This window comes from Streptomyces sp. NPDC055243, assembly GCF_044544025.1.
Lineage (GTDB): Bacteria > Actinomycetota > Actinomycetes > Streptomycetales > Streptomycetaceae > Streptomyces.
Genome location: NZ_JBITWR010000014.1, coordinates 191,820 through 210,870 on the forward strand (window position 1 = coordinate 191,820; position 19,051 = coordinate 210,870).

Annotated in this window: 16 protein-coding genes; 7 read left to right on the forward strand and 9 right to left on the reverse strand. The window is 72.4% G+C overall.

Annotation, left to right across the window (positions count from 1 at the left end; translation table 11 throughout):
* Window positions 1-42: 42 nt before the first annotated feature.
* Both ACIGXX_RS33440 and ACIGXX_RS33445 read left to right on the forward strand, forming a co-directional pair.
* The gene (locus ACIGXX_RS33440) at window positions 43-642 is read left to right on the forward strand and encodes a sigma-70 family RNA polymerase sigma factor (protein ID WP_351162683.1); all 600 of its coding nucleotides are present in this window, start codon (window positions 43-45) and stop codon (window positions 640-642) included.
* Complete coding sequence (locus ACIGXX_RS33445) at window positions 639-2,009, forward strand: MDMPI N domain containing protein (protein ID WP_361466134.1); 1,371 nt, start codon at window positions 639-641, stop codon at window positions 2,007-2,009. Before ACIGXX_RS33440 ends, ACIGXX_RS33445 begins: the two co-directional genes overlap by 4 nt.
* 37 nt (window positions 2,010-2,046) lie before the next feature.
* Here ACIGXX_RS33445 and purU read toward each other — a convergent pair whose 3' ends face one another.
* Both purU and ACIGXX_RS33455 read right to left on the reverse strand, forming a co-directional pair.
* Window positions 2,047-2,931, reverse strand: coding sequence for a formyltetrahydrofolate deformylase (purU, locus tag ACIGXX_RS33450; RefSeq protein ID WP_351162679.1), 885 nt, complete (start codon window positions 2,929-2,931; stop codon window positions 2,047-2,049).
* A gap of 75 nt (window positions 2,932-3,006) precedes the next feature.
* Window positions 3,007-3,504 carry a hypothetical protein gene (locus ACIGXX_RS33455; RefSeq protein ID WP_351162677.1) on the reverse strand — a complete coding sequence of 166 codons (498 nt, stop codon included), beginning with the start codon at window positions 3,502-3,504 and terminating at the stop codon, window positions 3,007-3,009.
* Window positions 3,505-3,621: 117 nt separating this feature from the next.
* Between ACIGXX_RS33455 and ACIGXX_RS33460 the strand changes: the two genes are divergently transcribed.
* Window positions 3,622-4,905, forward strand: coding sequence for an ABC transporter substrate-binding protein (locus ACIGXX_RS33460; RefSeq protein WP_383819140.1), 1,284 nt, complete (start codon window positions 3,622-3,624; stop codon window positions 4,903-4,905).
* A gap of 24 nt (window positions 4,906-4,929) precedes the next feature.
* On the opposite strand, the gene ACIGXX_RS33465 is transcribed toward ACIGXX_RS33460, so the two are convergent.
* Window positions 4,930-6,849 (reverse strand): hypothetical protein, encoded by a 1,920-nt coding sequence (locus ACIGXX_RS33465; RefSeq protein WP_399981294.1) that lies wholly within the window; start codon window positions 6,847-6,849, stop codon window positions 4,930-4,932.
* Between the two features lie 267 nt (window positions 6,850-7,116).
* The gene (locus ACIGXX_RS33470; protein WP_351162673.1) at window positions 7,117-8,505 is read right to left on the reverse strand and encodes a transcriptional regulator; all 1,389 of its coding nucleotides are present in this window, start codon (window positions 8,503-8,505) and stop codon (window positions 7,117-7,119) included.
* Between the two features lie 298 nt (window positions 8,506-8,803).
* Between ACIGXX_RS33470 and ACIGXX_RS33475 the strand changes: the two genes are divergently transcribed.
* The 3 genes from ACIGXX_RS33475 to ACIGXX_RS33485 all read left to right on the forward strand — a co-directional run bounded on the left by ACIGXX_RS33475 (window position 8,804) and on the right by ACIGXX_RS33485 (window position 11,961).
* Window positions 8,804-9,451 carry a bifunctional DNA primase/polymerase gene (locus tag ACIGXX_RS33475; protein WP_351162671.1) on the forward strand — a complete coding sequence of 216 codons (648 nt, stop codon included), beginning with the start codon at window positions 8,804-8,806 and terminating at the stop codon, window positions 9,449-9,451.
* A gap of 105 nt (window positions 9,452-9,556) precedes the next feature.
* The gene (locus ACIGXX_RS33480; RefSeq protein WP_351162669.1) at window positions 9,557-10,351 is read left to right on the forward strand and encodes an ABC transporter ATP-binding protein; all 795 of its coding nucleotides are present in this window, start codon (window positions 9,557-9,559) and stop codon (window positions 10,349-10,351) included.
* On the forward strand, window positions 10,348-11,961 hold the full coding sequence (locus ACIGXX_RS33485; protein ID WP_366462300.1) for a transporter: 1,614 nt from the start codon (window positions 10,348-10,350) through the stop codon (window positions 11,959-11,961). The genes ACIGXX_RS33480 and ACIGXX_RS33485 overlap by 4 nt, the downstream gene beginning before the upstream one ends.
* Window positions 11,962-12,261: 300 nt before the next feature.
* Here the strand turns inward: ACIGXX_RS33485 and ACIGXX_RS33490 are convergent, their stop codons facing one another.
* Window positions 12,262-13,101 (reverse strand): HNH endonuclease, encoded by an 840-nt coding sequence (locus ACIGXX_RS33490; RefSeq protein ID WP_399981300.1) that lies wholly within the window; start codon window positions 13,099-13,101, stop codon window positions 12,262-12,264.
* A gap of 387 nt (window positions 13,102-13,488) precedes the next feature.
* Here ACIGXX_RS33490 and ACIGXX_RS33495 point away from each other — a divergent pair, with 387 nt between their 5' ends.
* Window positions 13,489-14,862, forward strand: coding sequence for a PAS domain-containing protein (locus tag ACIGXX_RS33495; RefSeq protein WP_366462298.1), 1,374 nt, complete (start codon window positions 13,489-13,491; stop codon window positions 14,860-14,862).
* Between the two features lie 671 nt (window positions 14,863-15,533).
* On the opposite strand, the gene ACIGXX_RS33500 is transcribed toward ACIGXX_RS33495, so the two are convergent.
* The 4 genes from ACIGXX_RS33500 to ACIGXX_RS33515 are packed head-to-tail and all read right to left on the reverse strand — an operon-like array spanning window position 15,534 to window position 19,025.
* Window positions 15,534-16,751 carry an ABC transporter permease gene (locus ACIGXX_RS33500; protein ID WP_351162661.1) on the reverse strand — a complete coding sequence of 406 codons (1,218 nt, stop codon included), beginning with the start codon at window positions 16,749-16,751 and terminating at the stop codon, window positions 15,534-15,536.
* On the reverse strand, window positions 16,748-17,479 hold the full coding sequence (locus tag ACIGXX_RS33505) for an ABC transporter ATP-binding protein (protein WP_399981305.1): 732 nt from the start codon (window positions 17,477-17,479) through the stop codon (window positions 16,748-16,750). Before ACIGXX_RS33505 ends, ACIGXX_RS33500 begins: the two co-directional genes overlap by 4 nt.
* Window positions 17,476-18,543 (reverse strand): peptidoglycan-binding protein, encoded by a 1,068-nt coding sequence (locus tag ACIGXX_RS33510; protein ID WP_399981308.1) that lies wholly within the window; start codon window positions 18,541-18,543, stop codon window positions 17,476-17,478. The genes ACIGXX_RS33505 and ACIGXX_RS33510 overlap by 4 nt, the downstream gene beginning before the upstream one ends.
* A complete protein-coding gene (locus ACIGXX_RS33515) occupies window positions 18,540-19,025 on the reverse strand; it encodes a hypothetical protein (protein WP_361466106.1) in 486 nt (161 codons plus the stop codon). The genes ACIGXX_RS33510 and ACIGXX_RS33515 overlap by 4 nt, the downstream gene beginning before the upstream one ends.
* Between the last annotated feature and the right edge of the window lie 26 nt (window positions 19,026-19,051).

Below are 19,051 nucleotides of genomic sequence, written 5' to 3' on the forward strand. Positions count from 1 at the left end.
CGATCGGGACGGGAGAGGAACGGCACGCGCAGAGGGGGCCGCATGGCGAAGGAAGCGCCGCGCCGCTGGGACCGCCGCATGCAGCAGCGACTGGCGCACGGGGAGGCGGCCGCGCTCGGGGAGCTGTACGACCGCTTCGCCTCGCTCGTGCACGGCCTCGCCCACCGCGTGCTCGGCGACGAGGACGCCGCCGACCGGATCACCCGCGAGGTCTTCGCCCACATCTGGGAGAACCCCGACGCGTACGACCCCAAGCAGGGCCCCCTGCGCTCCTGGGTCGCCACGCTCACCCACCAGCGGGCCGTCCGGCGCCTTCGCCAGACCGAGTCCGCCGCCCTGGCCCGCGGCGGCGAGGGCACCACGGAGGACCTGGAGCGCAAGGTGCGCCGCGCGTCGGCCGCCGCCCGCGCGGACTACATCGTCACGGCCATGCCCGCTCCCCTGCGCGCCGCCCTCGAACTCGCCTACTTCCAGCGGCGTGACTACCGCCAGACGGCCGCCGACCTCGGCGTGACGGAGGACGAGGCGCGCCGCCGCCTCCGCCTGGGCCTCCAGCTGCTCTCCACCGCGAACGACGCGGCGGGCCCCGTCGAGCCGCACCCCTCGTCGGGCCCGCCCCGTGGTTACGGGAGAGTGCTGTGACGGGGCCCGACCGGCACGAACCGTTCGAGGAACCGGACCGCCCGGAGAACGGCGACGGTCCGGGGCCCGGCGACGGCGCCCAGGGCCGGGGCGAGCGGGATGCCCGGGACGGTCGAGACGACCGTGATGCCCGGGGCGAGCAGCAGCATGCCCGGCGGCCGCCTCGCATACCGCTGCCCCGCACCTCCATAGAGGACACCGGCAACCCCTTGCCCGACCCTCCCCTCGCCCTCGACCACCGCGTCCTGAAGTCCCTCCTCGGGGCCTGGGCGCTCGCCGCCTGCTCGGTCGAGGAGGCCATCGCCGTCGAGGAGCACCTGGGCCACTGCGGCCCCTGCGCGGAAGAGGCCCTGCGGCTGCGCGACGCGGTGGGCCTGCTGCACCAGGAGGAGAGCCTCGACCTCGACCCGGGCCTGCGCAACCGCGTCATCGAGAACTGCCTCGGGCGGCGCCCGCCGCGTATCCCGGTGCCCGAGTGGGCCGTTCCGTACGACGCGGAGACCGCACGGCTCGACGCGCTCCTGCGGGACATCGGCGAATCGGAGTGGCACGCCCCGGTGCGCCTGCGGTGGTTCGACGAGGACAGCCCCGTCAGCCGCAAGACGACGGTGGCCGGCGTGATCGCCCATCTCCTCGCCGTGGACGGCCTGGTCGCGATCGCCCTCGGCCTCGACGACCCGCTGGGCAGGGAGGCACCGCCGCAGTCCGACCCGGGCCGCCGCACCGAGGCGTACTGGCGCGCTTCGTACTTCCCGCCCACGCGCGCGGTGCGCGGCCCCTGGCGCGAGCAGACCCACGAGCTGATCCGCACGGTGTCCTTCACCGCGGGCGGCGCGCACGGCTCCGGCTCCGGCGGCCTCACCGTCCCGTACGGCGCCCCGGACGAGCAGGGCCGCCGCGTCGAACTGCCGCTGCGGGACTCGATGCTCGACCGCGCCTTCGAGTGCTGGATCCACGCGGGCGACATCGCGGAGGCGGTGGACTATCCGTACGAGCCGCCGTCCCCGCGCCATCTGCACCGCATGATCGACCTCGCCGCCCGGCTGCTGCCCGGCACGCTCGCCGAGCGCCGCCGCTCGGGGCTCGCGGCGCCGTCGCGCGGCTTGGTGGCGGCGGGCGCTCCGGGCCGGAGCCTGCGCCTCGAGGTCGAGGGCATGGGCGGCGGCGAATGGTTCATCCCGCTCGACTCCCCCGGCGCCAGCGCGTCGGCGGACCGTGAGGTGGCCCATGTCGCGCTGGACGGCGTCGAGTTCTGCCGCCTGGCCGCTGGCCACGTTTCGCCGGAGGAGGCGGCGGCGGGGCAGAAGGGAGACCGCGAGGCGATCAGGGACGTGCTGTTCGCGGCGGCGTCACTGAGCCGGATGTAGCCCCGGCCCGGTCAGCGATCCGGGTCCGGGCCCTCGGTCAGGCGAAGACGACCGTCCGGCGCCCGTTCAGCAGAATCCTGCGCTCCGCGTGCCACTTCACGGCCCGTGCGAGCGCCTGGCATTCCACGTCGCGGCCGATCGCGACCAGTTGGTTCGGCGTGACGTCGTGGGCGACTCGCTCGACCTCCTGCTCGATGATCGGGCCCTCGTCGAGGTCCGCCGTCACATAGTGCGCGGTCGCGCCGATCAGCTTCACACCGCGCGCGTGCGCCTGGTGGTACGGCTTCGCGCCCTTGAAGCTCGGCAGGAAGGAGTGGTGGATGTTGATGATCCGGCCGCTGAGCTGCTTGCAGAGGTCGTCCGAGAGCACCTGCATGTAGCGGGCGAGGACGACGAGCTCCACGTTCTCCGCGCGCACGAGCTCCAGGAACTGCGCCTCGGCCTGCGCCTTGTTGTCCTTGGTCACCGGGATGTGGTGGAAGGGCACGTCGTACGAGGCGACCAGCTCGGCGAAGTCCGTGTGGTTGGAGACGACCGCCGCGATCTCGACCGGCAGCGCGCCGATCCGCGAGCGGAACAGCAGGTCGTTCAGGCAGTGCCCGAACTTCGACACGAGCAGGACGACCCGCATCTTGTCGTCGGCGCGGTTCAGCTGCCAGTCCATGTGGAAGGAGTCGCCGATCGCCGCGAAGCTCGCCCGCAGCTTCTCCACCGTCACCGGCGGCTCCGCCGAGAAGTGGACGCGCATGAAGAAGAGTCCGGTGTCGTGGTCGCCGAACTGCTGGCTGTCCTCGATGTTGCACCCGGTCATGAAGAGGTAACTCGACACGGCGTGCACGATGCCCTGCTTGTCCGGGCACGAGAGGGTGAGGACGTACTGCTCAGCGGGGTCGGCGGACGCGGCGACGGACGGCTCGTTCATGCACACAAGGTTCCCACAACCGGCACCCGCCGCGGTCCGCCGTTCCGCAGGGCGGACCGGCCGGCGCGAGGGGCGCTAGGCCCGCGTCATGATCCGCAGCACCTCGAGCGTCCGCGGCTGCACGTCGGGCTCCTCGCCGTCGCTGACGGAGAGCCGCACATGCGCTTCCCGCGCCGCGAGGACCGCCTCCGGCCACCCGGGGTGGTCGAGATAGGCGGACACCAGAGCGTCCGGCCCCACCTCGTGCATGATCCGCAGGACCCGCAGCACGGCAGCGTCGACCAGGGCCGCCTCCTCCGCATCGCGGAAGATCGTCCCCACGTACTTCTCGGCGGACCAGTTGTCGAGCCACGTGTCCTCGACCAGTCGGTAGACGGCGTCGGTCACGTCCCCGTACTCGTCGCGCCCGGAGAGCCAGCACTCACGCTGGAACCCCGGGTCGGAGAGCATGTGCAGCGCCGAGCGCACATTGCTGCGCCAGCGCCACCACGGCATGTCGTTCGTCGGCATGCCGCCCATGGTGCTTGAGCGACGGCCACGACGGGAAGAGTTCTCCGAACCTTGCACGGTCATCGATCGTACGTTCCCCTTTCAGGCGGCTGAATCGGCCCCTGCCATTCACCTTCTTGTCACCATGCGTTGAGAACGCGTCACTCCTTGGTTGGCACTGCGCCGGAATCGTGCATGACCATGCCCGTCTCGCGACGCACCTTGCTTCCCCGCCTCCCCCGCCCCTCCAAGACCGCAACGCTCGGCGCGGCCGCCCTGGTGGCGGTGTGTGCGTCCCTGGCCACCGCGTGCGGGGTCGTCCCTGGATCCACGGGGGGATCCAGGGAGGACCCCGTGACCGTCATGACCTGGGCCCCCGAGAAGACCAAGGCGACCAACAAGCCCGGCATCCCCGCGATGGCGCAGGCCTACGCGCGCTGGGTCAACGCGAACGGCGGGCTCGACGGCCGCAAGCTCAAGGTCGTCACCTGCAACGACCACAACGACCCGGTGGGCGCCGCCGACTGCGCCCGCAAGGCGGTCGACCTGGAGGTCGCGGCCGTCGTCGGCTCCTACAGCCAGCACGGCCAGTCCTTCCTCTCCCCGCTCCAGGTCGCCGGCATCCCCTACATAGGCGGCTACGGCGTCACCGACGAGGAGTTCAGCAGCCCCCTGTCGTACCCCGTCAACGGCGGCGAGCCCTCGCTGATGGCGGGCATCGGCCGCCAGCTCGCCGCCCGCTGCGAGCGCGTCTCCCTCGTACGCCCCGACACCATCGCCGGCGACGACCTCCCCAAGCTCCTGGACGCGGGCCTCGCCGAGGGCCACAGCAAGCCCTCCTCCGACATCCGGGCGCCCGAGGACGGCACCGACTTCACCAGGCAGGCCGAGCAGGCGCTGGAACGCGCGGGCACCGGCGGCTGTGTGACGGCGGCGCTCGGCGAGCGCACGGACACGTTCTACGACTCCTACCGGCGGACCGAGGACGCGTACCCGACCGCGAAGATCTCCTCGGTGCTCGGCAGCGTCGACCAGTCCCTCATCGACCGCACGGGCGGCGGCAACGGACCGTACGAAGGCGCCTACGTCACCGGCTGGTACCCGGCGGCCAGCGACGCCCGCTGGCGCGAGATGCGCGAGGCCATCCGCCAGCAGGCCTTCGGCGACAACCGGGTCGACCCCACGGACGCGGGCGTGCAGACGACGTGGATCGCCTACACCGTCCTGAAGCAGGCCGTCGAGTCGCTCGACGGCGGCGAGGTCTCCGCGCGGACGCTGCGGCGGGCCCTCGACGACGGGCTCGAGGTCGAGACGGGCGGGCTCACGCCCACCCTGAGCTGGCGCTTCAAGGACATGCTCGCGGCGAGCGACTTCCCGCGCCTGGTCAACGCCGACGTCACGTTCCAGGAGGTGCGGGACGGCCGCCTGGTACCGGCGCGCAAGGGGTTCGTGAACGTCTCCAGGACCCTGGAGCGGGTGAGATGACCCCGCTCCAGGCGCGCTCCCGTCCTACAGCTGCGACTTGTCGCGGGTGGTGAGCCCGTACCGGGTGGCGATGGTGTTCCACAGCCCGGCCGCTTCCTGCTTGGCCGTGGTCGCCTCGCCGCTCGCCTTGTTCGCGGCGACCGCGTGCGACGTCGTGCGGGCGTGGCCCTTCTTGCAGCCCTTCTTGCCCGCTACCTGGCCGGCCCACGCGGCGTAGTGGTTGTCGGCCGATGCCGACGCCTTCCAGGCCTTGGTGAGCGACGCGGTCAGCTCGGCGTTGGCCGGGAGCTTGTCCACGGAGAGGGTCGAGAGGCGCGTGACCAGGCCGTTGCGCTGCTTGGCCGCGTTGCGCAGATCGGTGGCCGACTTACCGAGGTCGGCGCACTTTCCTACGTTGCGTACGGCGACGATCACCGAGGCGCGGCTGTTGTTGCTGTCCGCGAGGAGCTTGTCCAGGGCGACTGCCTGCTCCTTGGCGGGGTCGACGGAGGGCGAGGGTTTCTCGTCGGACGGCGCGGAGTCGGAGACGGTCTTGGGACTGTCCTTCTCCTCGTCACCGCCGCCGCCGAGCAGGGCACCCGCGCCGACGCCGATCAGCGCGATGGCGACACCGACGGCCGCGAAGAGCGGCACCTTCGACCCGGTGCGGCCGCCCCCGCCACGCGTCGGAGCGGCGGCCGCGGCGCGGCGCGCGGCCCGGCCCCCGCCGTCGCCCTGGCCGTGCCCCGCGGGCTGCGGCGGCTCGAAGCGGGGCATCTGCTGCGTCGATGCGGGGCCTTCGGGCTCCGACTGCTCGGTACGGAAGAGGCTGTCGAACTCGGCGGGCGGCTGCCGGTCGCCGGGGGCGCCGGGCCGAATCCCGAAGGGTGCCTTGCCGGGCTCGGCGGGCACGGGGGCGATGAACTGCGTGGGCTCGTTGTCGGAACCGGCCTCGGGGGGCATGGGCGCGCCCGGCATGGGCGTGCGCCCCAGGAACTGCGTGGACTCCCCCGCGGGCGCCTCGGGCGGCAGGGCGCCGGGGGCCACGGGAGGTATGTACTGCGTGGCGCCTTCGTCGACGCCTGCTCCGGCGCCGGGCGTCGCGGGTATGTACTGCGTCGCGTCCGCGTCACCCGCGGCGGCGGGCGGCAGCGGCGCCAGACCCCCCGCGACGGGCGGCAGCGGCGCGGCGGCACCGGAGCCGCCGGGGGGAAGCTGGCCGGCCTGGGCGGCGGGCGGAAGCTGCCCGGCACCCCCGGCCTGACCGGCCTGACCGGTCTGCGGGAGCGGCTGCCCCTGCTGAGCCGGATACCCGGAGTCGGCGGGCTGCCCCGCGTGGGCGCCGCCCGCCTGCTGTCTCGCGTGCGCGCCACCAGAGGGCGGGCCCGCATGGGCGCCGCCCGGTCCCGCGTAGGGCCCGTCGGCGGCGGGCTGCCCCGCGTGCTGGCCGCCCTGCGCGTGGCCCGCGTACGGCCCGCCCTGGGGCTGTCCCGCGTACGGCGCACCCGCGCCCTGCGTGCCGTAGAAGGGGTCCTGCGCCGCCTGGCCGCCGTACGCGGCGCCGGGAGCCTGCTGGCCGTACGGGGCGCCCGATGGCTGCCCGCCGTACGAGGCGTCCGAAGGCTGTGCCCCATAGGAGGCGCCGTACGAAGCACCGTACGAGGGGTCCTGCGCATAGCCCTGCTGCGGTGCGCCCTCGGCGGGCAGCGGGGTGCCAGCGCCGTGCGCCTGCTGCTGTCCCGCCGCGGGGTCCCACGGCTGGCCGGAGCCGGGCGGCGGCTCCGTCGGGGCCGGGCCCCACGGCTGGCCCCAGGGGCTGCCGCCCGCGGGGGCCACCTGGTCGCCGGTGGTGCCGGGCATCAAGGGCTCGCTTCCGTCGGCAGGCAGCACGATGCCTTCGTGCGCGTGCCGGTCCGCGGGATGCGGATCGGAGGAAGCGGGGCCCTGCCCGCTCTGCTGCGTCACCGGGACTCCTACGAATGGGGGACCTACGGAACCGTCGGCTCACGCTACCGGGTCGCCACAGTCGTCTGCCACGCAGCTCAAACCTCCGACACCGCTTCAATCGCGGAAGTAACAAAAGCTCTCCGCGAAACGCTGTTTATGTCACCGGGAAGGACCGGACGCGTACGGGAGTTGGCCGTTCACGGTGCGGACAGGGCCGGGACGGGCCACGTTCACCGGTGCGCGACACACATCACAAACCCTTCACGCACCCGATCCCGCGCCCCTTCACGCCGCCTGGACGTCCATCCGCGCCCCGAACTCCCTTACCACCGGCTCCTCGCGGTACGGCTCGAGGCGCTGCTGGAAGTCCTCCAGATACTCGGCTCCGCGGTTCGAGCGCAGCGTTCCGAGCAGTTCGACCGCCTTCAGACCCGTGTGGCACGCCTGCTCGACGTCCCGCCGCTGCACCTGCGCCGTGGCGAGCAGGACCAGGCCGATCGCCCGGCGCCGCGCCCGCGTCTCCGGGTGCCCCGCGAGGGACTCCTGCGCGCTGCGCGCCGCCGCGTCGGCCTGCCCCAAGTCACGGTGACAATGAGCCAGTTCATCGGCCAGATACGCATGGTCGAAGTGCCGGATCCACACCGGATCGTCGCCGGAACCCGCTTCCCCGGACGCCCGGTCCATCGCCTCGACCGCACGGCCCGCCACGACCTGCGTCGAACGGCCGTCCCCGAGCAGCGCGTGCCCCCTCGCCTCGGCGGCGTAGAACATGGCCTCCGCGCGCGGGGTGACCCGCCCGCGCGTCCCCTCCTGGGCCGCCCGCGCCAACTGCGCGATCTCCCGCGGATTTCCCAGCTGGGCCGCGAGGTGGCTCATGGACGCGGCCAGGACATAGCCGCCGTACCCCCGGTCGCCCGCCGCCTGCGCGAGCCGCAGCGCCTGGATGTAGTAGCGCTGGGCCAGGCCCGGCTGGCCCGTGTCCACCGCCATGTACCCGGCGAGCTCCGTCAACCGCGCGACGGCGGCGAACAGTTCGCGCCCCACCGCCTCGCGGTACGACCCGGCGAGCAGCCCCGACACGACGCTGTTCAGGTAGTGCACGACGACCGGCCGCACGTGCCCGCTGCCGTACTGGTGGTCCAGCTGCGTCAGCGCCTCCGTCATGGCCCGCACCGCCGCCACGTCGGAGAGCCCCACCCGCGGCCCGGCCATCCGGCCGACCTGCGCGTCCGGGGACGAGATCAGCCAGTCGCGGCTCGGCTCGACGAGCGCCGACGAGGCGACGGACGAGCCGGAGAGGAAGTCCCGCCGCCCCACGTCGCTGCGCCACAGCTCGCAGACCTGCTCGATGGCGCCCAGCACGGTGGGCGAGAACTGAAGTCCGACACCGGAGGCGAGGTTCTTGCCGTTCGCCATGCCGATCTCGTCGATCGTGACGGTCCGGCCCAGCTTGCGGCCGAGGGCCTCGGCGATGATGCCGGGCGCCCTGCCGCGCGGCTGCTGACCGCGCAGCCACCGGGCGACCGATGTCTTGTCGTAGCGCAGATCGAGACCGTGCTCCGCGCCGCACATGTTGACCCGGCGGGCCAGGCCCGCGTTCGAGCAGCCCGCTTCCTGAATGAGTGCCTGCAGCCTTTCATTGGGCTGCCGCGCGACGAGCGGCCTTGCGGCCATGGCGTACCCCCTGATGTGCACCGTGGTTCATCTGGACGGAGGGGCCGGAATCAGCCACCCCAGATGATCAATGCCCTTGGAACAAACGGAAGATGCACCACAAACGGACGATAAGTCAGTAACTGGGCTTCTTCGGAGTGCCTCACACTTGGCTACCCGCACATGGAACCCATTCCCCATGCGCGCCCCCGCCCGTGCACCCATGCGCCCCACATGCAGGATCGATGCTCCGCCCCCGCGCACGCGACAGCCGTAACCGTAGGTGTCGGGCGGAGTTGAGAAGTCCGTGGAAGAGACCATGGGAGTCACGTCAGCCGCGCACATCCCGAAGCAGCGCGGAGAATCCTTGCTGGACACGGCCGTGCGATACGCGGAAGAGCGCCACTGGGACGTGTTCCCGGGGACGTGGCTCGAGTCCGTCGAGGGGGCCGAAATCTGCTCGTGCGGTGACACCGCGTGCACGACGCCCGGTTCGCACCCGGCGCGCGAGGACTGGGCGACACAGGCGACGGGGAGCGCGACCGTCGCACGGCGGCTGTGGAACAAGCAGCCGAAGTCGTCGATCCTGCTGCCCACGGGCCGCACGTTCGACGCCATCGACGTGCCCGAGACGGCCGGGTTCCTCGCCCTCGCCCGCATGGAACGGATGGAGCTGACGCTCGGTCCCGTCACCTGTACGCCCGACCGCCGCATGCAGTTCTTCGTCCTGCCCGGCGCCACCGCGAAGGTCCCCGACCTCGTCCGCAAGCTGGGCTGGCCGCCGGCCGCGATCGACCTCCTGACCCTGGGCGAGGGGGCGTACGTGGCGGCCCCGCCGACCCGCTTCGGCGCGTCCGGCGCGGTGCAGTGGGCGTGCCGCCCCACCGCGGCCAACCGGTGGCTCCCGGACGCCGAGGAGATCATCTCGCCGCTGGCGTACGCCTGCGGTCGCGAGGCGCGGAGGTAGACATCACGGGGGCGCAGACACCGGACGGGCTGGAAATCCAGCCCGTCCGACTTCTGTCCCCCTCGCCGACGTATCGTGCGGAAACGGCGACGAAAGGCGGGCACCGTGACCGAGGCAGCACCGGCGGAAGCACCCGCCGCGGTACGGGTGCAGGGGCTGTGGAAGGCCTTCGGCCAGCAGATCGCCGTCGCCGGGATCGATCTCACCCTCCCCGCGGGCAAGTTCATCGGCCTCGTCGGCCCGAACGGCGCCGGGAAGACCACCACCCTCTCCATGGTCACCGGCCTCCTCCGCCCCGACCGGGGCACGGTCGAGGTCGTCGGCCACGACGTCTGGTCCGACCCCGTCCAGGTCAAGGCCCGCATCGGCGTCCTGCCCGAAGGACTGCGCCTCTTCGAGCGCCTCTCCGGGCGCGAACTCCTCGCCTACACCGGGCGGCTGCGCGGCCTGCCCGGCGACGAGGTCGACAAGAGGGCCACCCAGCTCATGGACGTACTCGACCTCGCGGGCTCCCAGCACAAACTGGTCGTCGACTACTCGACCGGCATGCGCAAGAAGATCGGCCTCGCCGCGGCCCTGCTCCACAACCCCGAAGTCCTCTTCCTCGACGAGCCCTTCGAAGGCGTCGACCCGGTCTCCGCGCAGACCATCCGCGGCGTCCTGGAGCGCTACACCGCCTCCGGCGCGACCGTCGTCTTCTCCTCCCACGTCATGGAACTCGTCGAATCGCTCTGCGACTGGGTCGCCGTGATGGCCGCGGGACGCATCCGCGCCCAGGGCACCCTCGCCGAAGTGCGCGGCGACGCGCCCTCGCTCCAGCAGGCGTTCCTCGAACTGGTCGGCGCGGGCGGCCGCGACACCGGATCGCACCTCGACTGGCTGGGCGGCGGCACCCGATGAGCACGGCACCCACGGCCGCGCCCGCACCCGCCCCCTCCATCACCCCCGTCTTCGTACGCCTGAAGCTCTCCCTCCTGCGCAACGGCCTGCACCAGTCGACCGGCCGCCGCGCCGCCTACATCGCCTCCGTCGTCGCCGCGCTCCTCGTCGCCGCCCTCCAGCTCCTCGGCCTGATCGCGCTGCGCGGCAACGAACACGCCGCCACCGTCTCCGTCCTGCTCACCGCGGTGCTCGCGCTCGGCTGGGCGGTGATGCCGCTGTTCTTCCCCAGCGGCGACGAGACCCTCGACCCCACCCGCCTGGTGATGCTGCCGCTGCGACCGCGCCCCCTGGTGCGCGCCCTGCTCGTGGCGTCCCTGGTCGGCATCGGACCGCTCTTCACCCTCTGCCTCGCCCTCGGCTCGGTCATCTCCCTCGCCCACGGCGCGGCGGCGGCCGTCACCGGAGTCCTGGCCATCGCCCTGACCCTGCTCGTCTGCGTGGCCCTGGCGCGCACCGTCGCCGCCGCCAACATCCGGCTGCTGACCAGCCGCAAGGGGCGCGATCTGGCCGTTCTGAGCGGCCTGGTCATCGCGGTCGGCGCGCAGGTCGTCAACTTCGGGGCGCAGCGGCTCGGTTCGTCGGGCCTCTCCCGGCTCGACCCGGCGGCGGACGTCGTCGGCTGGCTCCCGCCCGCCTCCGCCATCGCCGCCGTCGACGCGGTGAGCGAGGGCTCGTACGCCACCGGGATCGCCCGACTCGCCCTGAGCGCCGCCGCCCTCTTCGCCCTGCTCGCCCTCTGGCAGCGCAGCCTCACCCACCTGATGACGACCCCCGACGGCTCGACGCTCGCGGCGGCGGAACCCACCAGGGCCCGCTCCACCCGCGGCCTGGGCGCGCTGCTGCCCGGCGGACGCACCGGCACGGTCATGGAGCGCAGCCTGCGCTACGTGTGGCGCGACCCGAAGACGAAGGCCGCCTGGGTCACGTCCCTGGCCATCGGCCTCATCGTGCCGCTCTTCAACGCCCTGCAGGGCACCGGGTCGATCTACTTCGCGTGCTTCGCGGCGGGGATGCTCGGCGTCCTGATGTACAACCAGTTCGGCCAGGACACGTCGGCGTTCTGGATGGTCGCGATGACCATCTCCTCGACGTACGACGCCTACATCGAACTCCGCGCCCGCGCCCTGGCACTCCTGGTGATCACCCTCCCGTACGCGACGCTGGTGACGGTCGTCACGGCCGCGGTGCTCGGCGACTGGACCGGCCTGCCGGAGGGGCTCGGCCTCTCCTTCGCCCTGCTCGGCGCGATGCTGGCGACGGGCGCCTGGTCGTCGGCGCGCTTCCCCTACTCGATCCCGCAGGAGGGCTACAAGAACGTGGCCCCCGGGCAGGCGGGCCTGGCCTGGATCTCGATCTTCGGCGGAATGGTCGCCGCGGCCCTGCTCTGCGCCCCGGTGCTCGCCTTCACCATCTGGCTGCACGTCTCGGGGTCGAGCTCATGGTCCTGGGTGCTGCTGCCGCTGGGCGGGGCGTACGGAGCGGTGATCACCTACGGCGGCCTGCGGCTCGCGGCGCCGAGGGTGGCGAGGCGACTGCCGGAGATCCTGACGGCGGTCAGCAAGGGCTGACGGATACGGATATGGCCCCGGCGGGTCTGGTCCCGGGGGAACGCAGACGACCCGCGAGCCGTGGTTCCCGCCGTACGAGACGGCGGGAAGCCGGCCGGACTCACCGGCGGCTCGCGGGTCGGGTGACTGCTTGGGATTGGGCCGGTCGCACGCACATCACACGTGCTGGTCCGGCGCCGAAATCGAGTTGCGACGACGGGCCACTAGCCCGCAGTCACCTCACGCGTCCGGTTTCCATACATCTGCCGAACCACCTCCTCTCCGTGATGCCTCACAGCCTAGGAACCGGATCGGTTCGGCTCAACCGGTTTTTCGAGAAGCCGGCGATACGGGCTCCGGCCGTGTCTCGTAGGCGTATCCGTCGCCACGCTGAATCAGCCGCAGATTCCGGTGAGAGACGTTGATCCGCCCCATCGGCGTGGTGAGACTGTGCTGCCCCCTGGCCCGTACGGAGATGCGTCCGTGCCAGGTGCCCGCCCATTTTCCCGTGGGCACGGAAGCCCGTACGAGATCCCCGGTGACGTATCCGAAATGCCGCTTGGCCCGCGGCCGTCGAAGCCTGGGAAAGCCGAATCGGTCGGGAGTGGTCCGGGCGTAGGAGCCTCGCCCGGTGGCCTTCACGACCAGGACGCGAGCAGGCACCCGGACGATCCTGCCGCCGTGCTCGCGATCCAGGTCACCGACGGCGAGGGCATCGATGGTGTGGGTCTTGCCGAGCCCCGTCGCCGTGCGGTTCCGATGCGTGCGGCCGCCCGGCCAGGCATGCACGGGCGGGCCGATGACGCCCAGTGCCGCGATGAGCTGTCGACGGGTCGAATTCATGACGGCGGCGTCATGCAGAGGCGTCCGGGCCTGCGCGAGGATCTCCGCCAGACGGTCCGGCCTGTGGGCAAGGAAGACGTCGACGGGTGTGCTGCCCTTGGCCTGGTTGCAGGGGGCGCATGCCGGCACCAGGTGGGAGATCCTGCTGGAGCCGCCGCGGCTGATGGGGTGGACGTGGTCGATGTTCAGGGGCACGCCGGTTGCTCCGCAGTAGGCACAGGCTCTGCCCCAGGTGGCGAGCAAGTGTGCGCGAGCGTCGGTTCCGGCGAGTGTGCCGTGTTGATACTCGGCCCCTCTGAGCTGCTTGCCCGTGCTCATGGAGTGGGAGTCGAAGGGCGCCTTCCTTTGACCTGGTGGTCTTGATGACTCGGGCTGATCACTCGGCCTGCTCGTACGACGAGACAGGTTCGGGCCGTGGCCGAGGAGCCAGTGCTCTCCCTCGTGTGTAGCGTCGCCGACGCCAGCGATCACTCGTCTCCCGGGCAGCTGGATCTCTTGCCGCCATCCATTTGTGCGAATCTTTGGACGTGCGTCTGATTCTGGGCAGCGTGCCCCGCTCCTCGCATTTGGGGGCAACGATTTCGTCCAACTTCCGGGAAGTACCTGTGGGCTGCGTCACGTTCGAGTTCAATGATCTGACGTGCGGTACACGCGGAACTCGCAGAAGTTGCAGCTCATGAGGACACGGCCTGCAGGGGGTGCCAGGTGAGTGCTTCCCGGCGTAGCGGAACCACCGACGAGCTCGGGCCTGAAGAGCCCGAGCCCGGTGGGGCCGAATTGCTCGCGGCATTGCTGGACGGGATGGACGCCGCCCTGTGCGCGTTCGACGCCGATGGGGTGGTGACGCACTGGAATCGTGAGGCCGAGCGGATTCTCGGGTGGTCGGCGGCGGAGGCCGTCGGGCGGCGGGGGTTCGCGGGGTGGGCGGTGCGGACGGCCGACGCCGAGGAGGTCGAGGCGCGGCTCCTGTCGGCCATGGAGGCGCACGGGCGGCAGGTGCACGAGTTCGCGCTCCTGACGAAGGACGGCGGGCGGGTGCTCGTGCGGACCCAGTCCGCGGCCGTGCGGGGCGGGGACGGGAAGCCTTCCGGGGTGTACTGCGCGTTCAGCGAGGTGCACGCCCAGATCGACCTGGAGCGGTCCATCGCGCTGAGCGAGGCCCTGTTCGAGAACGCGTCGTGGGGTGTGGTGCTCGTCGACGCCGATCTCCGTCCCGCCGTGGCGAACGAACATGCGGCGCGGGCCCTGGGGATGGGGCGTACGGCCTTGCTGGGGCGCCCTCTCGGGGAGTTGCTCGGGCAGGGCGTGGAGGAGCTGGAGAGCGCGCTGAGCCATGTGCTCGCCGAGGGTGCGCCGCCCGCGCCCGCCGAGATGTGGGTGTCCGTGCGGGCCACGGAGAGCGGTGAGCCGGAGCGGCGTTGCTGGCGCAGCGGCTTTCTGCGGCTCGCGTCGCCGCTGGCGGAGGAGCCGGTGCCGCTGGGGGTCGGCTGGCTCTTCCTGGACGTCACGGAGGCCAAGCAGACCGAGCAGGACGCGGCGCAACTGCGCTTCCGCTCGCAGCAGTTGCACCGGGCGGCGCGGGCCGCGGGCGAGTGCGAGGACCCGACGGAGGCGGCCACGGTCCAGCTGGACTTCGCGCTCGCCGGGTTCGCCGACCATGCGCTGATCGACTTGGTGGCGGGTGACGAGGACCCGGTGCGGCTCGTACGCGCCGCCGCCACGCCCGCGGGGGCGCCGGGGCCGTGCCTGCCGGTGGCCAAGGCAGGGCTTCCCGTTCGCTATCTGGAGGGCCACCCGGCCCCGCAGTGCGTGGAGCGAGTGGGTTCCGTACGGGCCAGCGCGGGGACGGCGCCGCCCGAGCGCGCCCGGGAGTGGGCGGCGGCCCGGCAGTGGCCGGAGGACTCCGTGCACGCGTTGTGCGCGGTGCTGCGGAGCAGGGGGCGGACGTTGGGGGTGGTGACGTTCCTGCGGGGGGCGAGCCGTACGCAGTTCGAGCGGGCGGATGCGACGTACGCGGAGAGCGTCGCAGCGAGGGTTGCGGCCTCGCTTGACCTGGCGAAAGCCCTGGACGCCGGCTGACGCCCCTGCGGGGGGCGGGGTGACGCCCCTCCTTGCCGGGGGGTGCGGGGTGACGCCCCTGCCGGGGGGGGTGCGGGCTACGCCGTTGCCGGGGGGTGGGTGCGGGCTCGCGCCCCTGCGGGGGTGCCTTTGCGGGGGCGCCTTTGCGGGGGTGCCTTTGCGGGGGCGCCTTTGCGGGGGCGCCTTCAAGGCCGCCGCTTCGCGGCGGATCTTTCCCGCCCACCCACCCGATTGCCCCGCGGCGCATCGGGTGGGCAACGATCTGCCGCCGGGTGAACGGGTGGGCGGGCGGGGAGAATCCGCCGCGAAGCGGCGGGCCAGGACCCGCCGGCCGAACCGGCCAGGCCACACAGAGACCCCAGGACCATCCGCCCACCAGCCAGGCCACGCAGAGGCCCAAGGACCGTCCGCCCACCCGGCAAGGAGGCCGCGCAGAGGCCCAGGGATCGTTCGCCCACCCGTCAGGGGCCACGCAGCGGCCAAGGCACCGTCCGCCCACCCGGCAAGGGCCACGCAGCGGCCAAGGCACCGTCCGCCCACCCGGCAAGGAGGCCGCGCAGAGGCCCAGGGATCGTTCGCCCACCCGGCAGGGGCCACGCAGCGGCCAAGGCACCGTCCGCCCACCCGGCAAGGGGGCCACGCAGGGCCCCAAACACCGCCAGCCCGGCCGGCTAGGCCGCGTGCAGTGCCAGTGTTGGGGAGAGCCTCGCCGCCCGTACCGCCGGGTACAGGCCCGCCACCGTACCGATCACCAGCGTCGCGCCGAAGCCCCCGCTCACCGCCCACAGCGGGACCACCCAGGGGAGCCCGCCCGAGACCGCATACGCGCCCGTCGCCGCCGCGCCGAGCGCGATCCCGGCCAGGCCGCCGAGCCCGGACAGCATCAGGGACTCCGTCACGAACTGGATCCGGATCTGCCCCTTCGTCGCGCCCATCGAGCGGCGCAGGCCTATCTCGTATCGCCTCTCCAGGACCGAGATGATCATGGTGTTGGCTACTCCGACCCCTCCCACCAGCAGCGCGATCCCGCCGAGGCCGAGCAGCAGCGTGGAGAACGCCCCCTCCGTCGCCGCCTTCGCCTTGAGCGCCGACGACGGGTCCGTCACCTGGACGTTGCGCGGGTTCTCCGGGTCGATCGAGGCCGCGAGCAGGTCCCGGACCTCGTGCACCGAGGCGTCGGTCGACCGCTCGTACACCGACGTCGGACGCCCGTCGAAGCCCAGCTCGCTCTGCGCCGCCTCCCAGCCCACCAGGGCCGAGCGCTCCACGTCGGGCGAGAGCGGCAGCGGGTCGAGGATGCCGACGACCGTGAAGTACCGGTCGTCCACCCAGACCTGCTGGCCCGGCTCCGTGATGCCGAGGCGGTCGGCGGCGACGTGGCCGAGGACGATCGACGGGTAGCGGCTGTTGGCCGCGTTGAACCACGTGCCGTGCCCCATCTCGCCGCGCAGCACCTTCAGGAGGCCCTCGGTCGTGGCCTTGACGGAGATGCCGCCGGTCTCGTCCTCGGGGATCTTCTCGCTGCGCCGCACGCTGCGTTCGAGGTCGCCGGTCGCGCCGACGTCCTGGACGCCCTTCACCCGGGAGACCCGGCCCGCCGCGTCGCGCGGGAGCACCACCTTCTCGCCGGAGAACATGGGCTCCCCCGGCGATGCCACCAGCATGTTCGTGCCCAGTTCATCCAACTCCCGCATGAGTTGGGCCTTGCTCGACGACGAGATGCCTACCACCGCGATCATCGTGGCGATGCCTATCGCGATCCCGAGCGCGGACAGCACGACCCGCACGGGACGGCTGCGCAGCCCCGCCGAGCCGACGTGCAGGACGTCCCGCGGCCCGAGCCGCGCCGCCTTCAGCCGCGTACTCCTGATCTTCTTCGTACGGATCATCCGGCGAGCACCCCCGAACCGGCACCGGTTCCGGCACCAGAGCCGGAGCCGGCCGCGGCGCGGACGTCCGCCACCACCCGCCCGTCCCGGATCCGCACCTGCCGCGGCAGCCGCTCCGCGATCTCCGCGTCGTGCGTGATGACGGCGATGGTCGCGCCCTCCGCGTTGAGATCGTGGAGCAGCTCCATCACCGCCTCGCCGGACGCCGAGTCCAACGCCCCGGTCGGTTCGTCCGCCAGGAGCAGGTCCGGCGCCCCGACCACCGCGCGCGCGATGGCCACGCGCTGCTTCTGGCCGCCGGAGAGTTCGTGCGGGCGGTGCCTCATGCGGTCCGCGAGGCCGACCCGGTCGAGGGCTTCGGCGGCCCGCGCGCGACGCTCGCCCCGCGAGAGGCCCGAGTACAGGAGCCCCTCCGCCACGTTGTCCCGCGCGCTGATCCCCGGCACCAGGTGGAACGCCTGGAAGACGAAGCCGATGTGCCGTGCGCGCAGCGCGGAGAGGCTGCGGTCGGCGAGCGTGGCGACATCGTGTCCGGCGATCGCCACCGAGCCCTCCGATGGGCGGTCCAGGGTGCCGATGATGTGCAGCAGCGTCGACTTGCCGGACCCGGACGGACCGACGATGGCGAGGAGTTCGCCCTCCTCCACCCTCAGGTCCACGCCGCGCAGGGCGGCGACCCCGCCCGGGTACTCCTTGGTGACCCCGCCCAACTCCACGACGGCGCTCATATCTTGGGCACCCCGACCTTCATGCCGTCCCGCAAGCCGCCCCCGGTGACCTCGACGCGCCCCTGCCCGAACATGCCGAGCTCGACCTTCACCTGGCGGGCGCGGCCGTTCTCCACGACCTGGACGCCGTAGCCGCCGCCGGGCAGCGCGAGCAGCGCGTTGACGGGGACGGAGAGGACGTCCTCGCGGGTCTCTCCGGTGAGGTTGACCGTGACCGGGGACTGGTCGAAGCCGTCGACCTTGCCGGGGTCGTCGAAGGACACCGTCACCGGGATCTTGGGGGTCTTGTCGGCCGGGTCGTCGCCCGGCTTGGCCGTCCTGCCGACGGAGGCGACCTCGCCCTTGGCCGTCGTGCCGTCCGGCAGGTCCACGGTGACCTTGGTGCCCACCTTGGCGAGCTTCCCCTCGGCGACGTCGAGCCGGAAACGTACGACGCGTTCGGAACCGGTCGTGCCGAGCACCGGTCTGCCCGGTGCCACCTGGTCGCCGACGGCCGAGTCGGTGGACTTCACGCGGACGCCGCCCGGCGAGAAGGCGATCTGGCCGGGCCCGACGCGGCCCGTCTGCTTCTCGTCGTGCGCCTTCTGCCACTGCTTGACGGCGGCGGCCGTACCCGCCGTGTACGCGTCGTCGACGGCGAGCCCGGCCCCGTACCCGAGCGCCTGGAGGTTCTCTTCCAGCTGCCGTACGTCGTTGCCCTCGTCGCCCGTCTTGAGCGTGCGGTACATGGGTTCGGTGCCGTACATGAGACGCACCGGGACGCCGTTGACCTCGTACAGGCGTCCGTCGCGTGTGACGGTCGAACCACTGCCCGTGGACCACGTCAGGGTTCCGGTGGTGCCCGCGTTGATCTTGCGTTCCTTGGCGTAGCCGAGGGTGCCGTCGGTCTGGGTGCCGCTGCTGAGGTCGCCGCGTTCGACTGGGGCGGTGGCGGGCGGGAGTCCCGTGTCCTGGCTCACCGACGTGTCCTTGCCGTTGTCGGCGAGCGCGGTGACGGCGACGCCGCCGCCGGTGACGGCGAGCAGGGCCACGACGGTGGCGACGACGGCGGTGCGGCGCCTCACGCGACGATGTCCTTGCACGCCTCGGCGGCCTTCTCCATCTTCTTCGCCTCGGCGCCCTTGGGAATCTTCTGGGCCTCCATCGCGCCGCCGTCGAACTTCGGGTCGGGCATGTCGAAGCCGTTCTCGCGCATGCAGCGGGCGTACTTGAGCATCTTGTCCTTGTCGGCCTGCGAGACCGATCCGCCGCCCGACCTGCCGTTCTTGCCGGTGCACTCCTTCATGGCGGCCTCCATCTTCTCCTTGCTCAGGTCGCCGCCGATGGTGATCCCTCGGGTGTCCTCGCCCGCCTTGGGCTCGGGCACCTTGAGGCCGTGCTTGCGCAGGCACTCGCGCTCCTTGAAGGCGGCGTCGGCCTGCTTGCCCTTGCCTCCGTCGGCCTTGTCCTGGCTGCTGTCGCCGCCGCCGGACGAGCAGGCCCCGGCGAACAGGGCGAGTGCGGCGAACCCCGATGCGATGGCTCCTGAGCGCGTACGAGTCCTCATGACGTCCCCTTCACTGGTCGCGTGGT

Bases quoted from the DNA above. Each gene is read 5' to 3' on its own strand.
- ACIGXX_RS33490 (WP_399981300.1), bottom strand. From the start codon at position 13,101: ATGAGCACGGGCAAGCAGCTCAGAGGGGCCGAGTATCAACACGGCACA.
- ACIGXX_RS33455 (WP_351162677.1), bottom strand. From the start codon at position 3,504: ATGACCGTGCAAGGTTCGGAGAACTCTTCCCGTCGTGGCCGTCGCTCA.
- purU (WP_351162679.1), bottom strand. From the start codon at position 2,931: ATGAACGAGCCGTCCGTCGCCGCGTCCGCCGACCCCGCTGAGCAGTAC.
- ACIGXX_RS33500 (WP_351162661.1), bottom strand. From the start codon at position 16,751: ATGATCCGTACGAAGAAGATCAGGAGTACGCGGCTGAAGGCGGCGCGG.
- ACIGXX_RS33485 (WP_366462300.1), top strand. From the start codon at position 10,348: ATGAGCACGGCACCCACGGCCGCGCCCGCACCCGCCCCCTCCATCACC.
- ACIGXX_RS33515 (WP_361466106.1), bottom strand. From the start codon at position 19,025: ATGAGGACTCGTACGCGCTCAGGAGCCATCGCATCGGGGTTCGCCGCA.
- ACIGXX_RS33505 (WP_399981305.1), bottom strand. From the start codon at position 17,479: ATGAGCGCCGTCGTGGAGTTGGGCGGGGTCACCAAGGAGTACCCGGGC.
- ACIGXX_RS33440 (WP_351162683.1), top strand. From the start codon at position 43: ATGGCGAAGGAAGCGCCGCGCCGCTGGGACCGCCGCATGCAGCAGCGA.
- ACIGXX_RS33475 (WP_351162671.1), top strand. From the start codon at position 8,804: ATGGGAGTCACGTCAGCCGCGCACATCCCGAAGCAGCGCGGAGAATCC.
- ACIGXX_RS33460 (WP_383819140.1), top strand. From the start codon at position 3,622: ATGCCCGTCTCGCGACGCACCTTGCTTCCCCGCCTCCCCCGCCCCTCC.
- ACIGXX_RS33470 (WP_351162673.1), bottom strand. From the start codon at position 8,505: ATGGCCGCAAGGCCGCTCGTCGCGCGGCAGCCCAATGAAAGGCTGCAG.